The 4558-nt window shown below is 41.4% G+C and carries 6 protein-coding genes and 1 pseudogene; 2 read left to right on the plus strand and 5 right to left on the minus strand.

Annotated features, from left to right (window positions below):
- Positions 1-222: 222 nt before the first annotated feature.
- Positions 223-495: an acylphosphatase gene (locus ACSLGF_RS18650; RefSeq protein WP_456007798.1), complete on the minus strand. Its 273-nt coding sequence runs from the start codon at positions 493-495 to the stop codon at positions 223-225.
- A 123-nt stretch (positions 496-618) separates the two neighbouring features.
- On the opposite strand from ACSLGF_RS18650, the gene ACSLGF_RS18655 reads away from it, so the two are divergent.
- Entirely contained in the window at positions 619-1269 is a 651-nt protein-coding gene (locus ACSLGF_RS18655) for an MOSC domain-containing protein (protein WP_456007800.1), read from the plus strand.
- Positions 1270-1311: 42 nt separating this feature from the next.
- Here the strand turns inward: ACSLGF_RS18655 and ACSLGF_RS18660 are convergent, their stop codons facing one another.
- The 3 genes from ACSLGF_RS18660 to map all read right to left on the minus strand — a co-directional run bounded on the left by ACSLGF_RS18660 (position 1312) and on the right by map (position 2618).
- Positions 1312-1449, minus strand: coding sequence for a YflJ family protein (locus tag ACSLGF_RS18660; RefSeq protein WP_106033234.1), 138 nt, complete (start codon positions 1447-1449; stop codon positions 1312-1314).
- 133 nt (positions 1450-1582) lie between these two features.
- Positions 1583-1744, minus strand: coding sequence for a hypothetical protein (locus ACSLGF_RS18665; protein WP_099727680.1), 162 nt, complete (start codon positions 1742-1744; stop codon positions 1583-1585).
- Between the two features lie 124 nt (positions 1745-1868).
- Complete coding sequence (gene map / locus ACSLGF_RS18670) at positions 1869-2618, minus strand: type I methionyl aminopeptidase (protein ID WP_008341769.1); 750 nt, start codon at positions 2616-2618, stop codon at positions 1869-1871.
- Positions 2619-2808: 190 nt separating this feature from the next.
- Between map and nagE the strand changes: the two genes are divergently transcribed.
- A complete protein-coding gene (nagE, locus tag ACSLGF_RS18675) occupies positions 2809-4173 on the plus strand; it encodes an N-acetylglucosamine-specific PTS transporter subunit IIBC (RefSeq protein ID WP_456007803.1) in 1365 nt (454 codons plus the stop codon).
- Between the two features lie 18 nt (positions 4174-4191).
- On the opposite strand, the pseudogene ACSLGF_RS18680 reads toward nagE, so the two are convergent.
- A pseudogene (locus ACSLGF_RS18680) lies at positions 4192-4452 on the minus strand (DUF817 family protein); the annotation flags it as partial.
- Between the last annotated feature and the right edge of the window lie 106 nt (positions 4453-4558).

Consider the following 4558-nt stretch of genomic DNA (forward strand, 5'->3'; position numbering starts at 1 on the left):
TTTTACGAAGCAGGTGATCCTCTTCGACCAGTTGATCTAGCAATACAAATTCGGCTTCGTACTGAGAAGAATTTCTAGTGTGGAACATGAGAAAAACACCTTCCTTTAGTCAGCTTTTCTCTATTATAAAATGAGGAGATGTAAATTTTAAGGGAAAAATAAAGCTGTCGAGATTTTCTCGACAGCCTGGCCTAGCGAAAGCTAGGTTTTTTTATGAAAACTTCATCCCTTGATGCGAAAATCCTTATAATGAGCTAATTCGGTGAGCGGCTCCATCTGCATATCTGTGACTTTTGAAAAAGGGCTTCCTTTTCGAACGGTCTCTAAGAAATCAAGCACCTCCTGCTGCTCACCTTCTACCTTTAACTCGACATGACCTTCATCTGTGTTGCGTACCCAGCCTTTCATCCCACGATTGACGGCTTCTCCTTGCACAAAATAACGAAATCCGACCCCTTGCACTCGTCCTTTTACAATGGCGTGATAATGAACCAATATCATCTCTCCTTTTTTCTCATCGTACCATAGCCTGTATCTGACCTTCACGCATCGACTATGATTTAATTGTCTAACGATGTAAAATAATAGTCATGAGACAACACAAAGGAGATGGTCATAGTGGGACAGAAAAGGTACGACATAGAAGGAATTCAAGTAGGACAACCTATCACCACTAATGCAAATGGAAAAGAAATCAAAACAGCCATCAACAAAAGGCGTATTCATGAACCTGTGTATTTGAGCAAGCTCAATTTTGAGGGAGATGGGCAAGGTGATTTGGTTCATCACGGGGGCTATGATAAAGCGATCTGCGTCTTTCCATATGATCATTATGATTACTTTGAGCAATTTTTAGGTGTTTCGTTACAGGAGGCGGCCTTCGGCGAGAACTTGACAGTGCATCAGCTTGTGGAGACAAAGGTGTGCATTGGAGATGTGTTTCAGCTTGGAGAAGCGCTTGTTGAGGTTAGTCAGCCAAGACAGCCATGTGTGAAGCTATCCCTTAAGCACGGCAACATGAAGCTTGTGAAGGAAGTGCAGCAAACTGGGTATACAGGCTTTTATTTGCGTGTATTGAAAGAAGGAATGGTCTCGCCTGATGAATCTTTTGTTTTAGTAGAAAAAGCACCCCATCACATCACGGTCCATGAAGTCAACGAAGTCAAATATCGTCAAGCAGATCCACAGAGGCTGAAAGCCGTTCTTGAAGTAGATGCCTTGGCAGATGCAGTGAGGAAGTCTTTAGAAAAACGAATCCAGCATATTTAAAAAAAGCCGTACATCAGCACAAGATGTACGGCTTTTCAGCGTTTATGAGCTTGATTTCTTTTGCTCAAGAAGATTTGCAAGGAAATAAGTTTTTAAGCTTTGAAGCTTTCTTCCTTCATGCTTGGTCACACCAAGCTTCTTTAATTCTTCGACATACCAGCCTTTGCTACCATAATGCATGATAGAAAACTCCTTTCAATTGGAACTGCCAGCATTGTAACATCTCAAAAAGGACGTGAAAAGTGTGCAGGTGTTAAGAAATGAAAACTGATTCTATCTGCCTATGGTGCATGTATATGCTGGAAATGGTGAATTATGAATTGGGTGGATTGAGGGTGACAATGATCATCCCGATCGTCATAATCATGATGACAACACCAAGATATGTCATCATGGATTGTTTTTTCTTGAGACCCACAACCGTTAAGATAATACTTTCGATGAAAAAGATGACACCAATGATGATGAACCACATATCAAATAAGACCCCTTTCGCATATCTTTGCCTATTTTACCACAGGCGTTTTTGTTTAGTCGTGACATATTCGTGAAAGGGGTACGAAAAAAACCCCTCCAGTGAAAGGAGAGGATGGATTGACTTACAGCTTTGTTAAAATAATCGGTTCATCTTTTGTGATCACAATGGTATGTTCAATCTGTGCCACCAGGCTTTTATCTGGCGTTTTAAATGTCCAGCCATCATCGGCCTGATAAATGGATTCAGCATTTGTTGAAATAAAAGGTTCAAAGGCAATGACTGTGCCATTCTTAAACAAAGCATTATCGAATGGATCATAATAATTCAAAATATGGTTTGGTGCCTCGTGTAGACTTTTCCCAATGCCGTGTCCTGTCAGGTTTTTAATCACTGTAAAACCTTGTTCTTTGGCGGTATTGTAAACCGCACGGCCAATTTGGTTTTGTCTTTTACCGGCTTTTGCATGCTTTAAGCCTTCAAGGAATGCATCCTCCGCACACTGGCATAATGCTTCAAGCCGAGCATCACCTGTACCTAGTACGAATGAAATTCCAGTATCGGAGTAATATCCGTCAAGCTCTGCTGAGATATCAATATTAATGAGGTCGCCCTCTTGTAAAATGGTTTTTTCACTTGGAATACCATGTGCGACTTCATCGTTCACGCTAATACAAGTGGTGCCAGGAAAGTCATATTCCTTTTCAGGCGCTGAATTGGCCCCATGCTCTTCTAATATTTTTTTCCCAATCAAATCTAATTCCTTTGTAGACATGCCTGGCTTCGCTTGGCTTTTCATTTCTTCTCTTGCCAAAGCGACAATTCGGCCGACTTTTTTTAAGGCTTCTAACTCATGATCATGTTTGACAATCACTGTTCATTCCCGCTTTCTATAACTTCATTCTATTCAATAGCTTACCACATTTTATGCTAAAAGAGTAAAGGGCGGGATTTCTAGTAGATGTGGACAAATTGGTATAGATAACTAGATGTGCATATGATATATTTTTTATGAACATCATGAGAGATTTGTTCATGATGATGACGAAGGGGGGAGAAATCAGATGGTGTTTCAATTTTTTCAAAAGTTAGGAAAATCATTTATGCTTCCAATCGCTGTGCTTCCTGCAGCAGGCATTATTTTGGCCATTGGACGGGAGGATGTATTCAATATCCCGTTTATTCATGCGGCAGGAAATGCAATTTTTGCGAATTTGGCTTTAATTTTTGCAATGGGTGTGGCGATCGGCATTTCAAAGGATGGTAACGGAGCAGCGGCGTTATCAGGAGCCATCTCTTATTTCATTTTGTCAGCTGGTACAACGTCGATTAACTCAACCAATAATATGGGGGTATTGGGCGGTATTTTATGCGGGCTTTTGGCAGGTTACGTTTACAATCAATTTAAGGATACAAAACTGCCGGAATACTTAGGCTTCTTTAGCGGAAGACGGCTTGTGCCAATTATGACAGCACTTTTCACCATTCTATTAGCAGCCGTTTTCGGTTATGTATGGCCCCCGATTCAAAGTGTGATCAATGATTTAGGGGAATGGATTTTAAGTCTTGGTGCAACGGGTGCGGGGCTGTTTGGTTTCTTTAACCGATTGCTCATTCCACTAGGACTTCACCATGTGCTTAATAACTTATTCTGGTTTCAATTTGGGGACTTCAACGGGGCAACAGGGGACTTAGCGCGATTCTTTAAAGGAGATCCAAGTGCAGGCGTCTTTATGACCGGGTTCTTCCCAGTGATGATGTTTGGACTGCCAGCGGCATGTCTAGCCATGATTGTAACAGCAAAGCCAGAAAAGCGAAAAGCAACAGCTGGTTTGATGATTGGAATGGCGCTAACGTCATTTATTACAGGGATCACAGAACCAATTGAATTTTCATTTATGTTTTTATCTCCACTTTTATATGGTGTCCATGCTATATTAACTGGTCTTTCGCTCTTTATCGTGAACACCCTGGGGATTCATAGCGGCTTCGCCTTTTCAGCAGGTGCGATTGATTACGTCTTAAGCTTTGGCATTGCTCAAAAACCAATCATGCTGCTTGTGGTTGGAGTGATTTATGGTGTTATCTACTTTGTTGTCTTCTATTTCCTCATTAAACTGTTAAAGCTGAAAACACCGGGCAGAGAAGATGATGACATTGAAGATACCCCATCAGATGATGCAAATACTGCCGGAGCGAGTATGCTCGTAGAGGGGCTTGGCGGCAAAGACAATATCACCACCATTGATCATTGTGCCACCCGCCTTCGCTTAACAGTAGAGGATACGAATTTATTGAACGAAGGCACATTGAAAAAAGCAGGTGCCAAAGGGGTACTGACTTCAGGGAAAACATCCGTACAAATCATCATTGGAACGAATGTGGAATTTGTCGCAGATGATCTCCGCAAGGAAGTCGATCGAGATTAAAAAAAGCGTTCAGCCAGGTCAAATGGGCTGAACATTTTTTTGTTTGCGTTGTTCGATCACCAGAACAATACTGATGACAACAAGTAAAAACCATGAACTGATTTTCCCTAGATGTACGAGAGACCAAGCGTGCTGTTGATTTGGATATTGCCATGCCCCTAAAAAGGTAGTGACATTTTCAGCAATCCAAATGAAAAAACCAATCAAGAGAAATGAAACAATAAGTGGCATTCGATAGGTAGATGAACCGACCTGAAAAGAAACCGCCGTTTTTCGAAAGGGACTGACCCCATAAGATGAGACAAATAAAAAACACCTTCAAGTTTGAAAACGGATCGTTGTTATCCGAAATAAGACGTGGAGGTGTTTTTTCTATGGGGACAAG

The sequence above is a fragment of the Bacillus sp. A015 genome, from assembly GCF_053851875.1.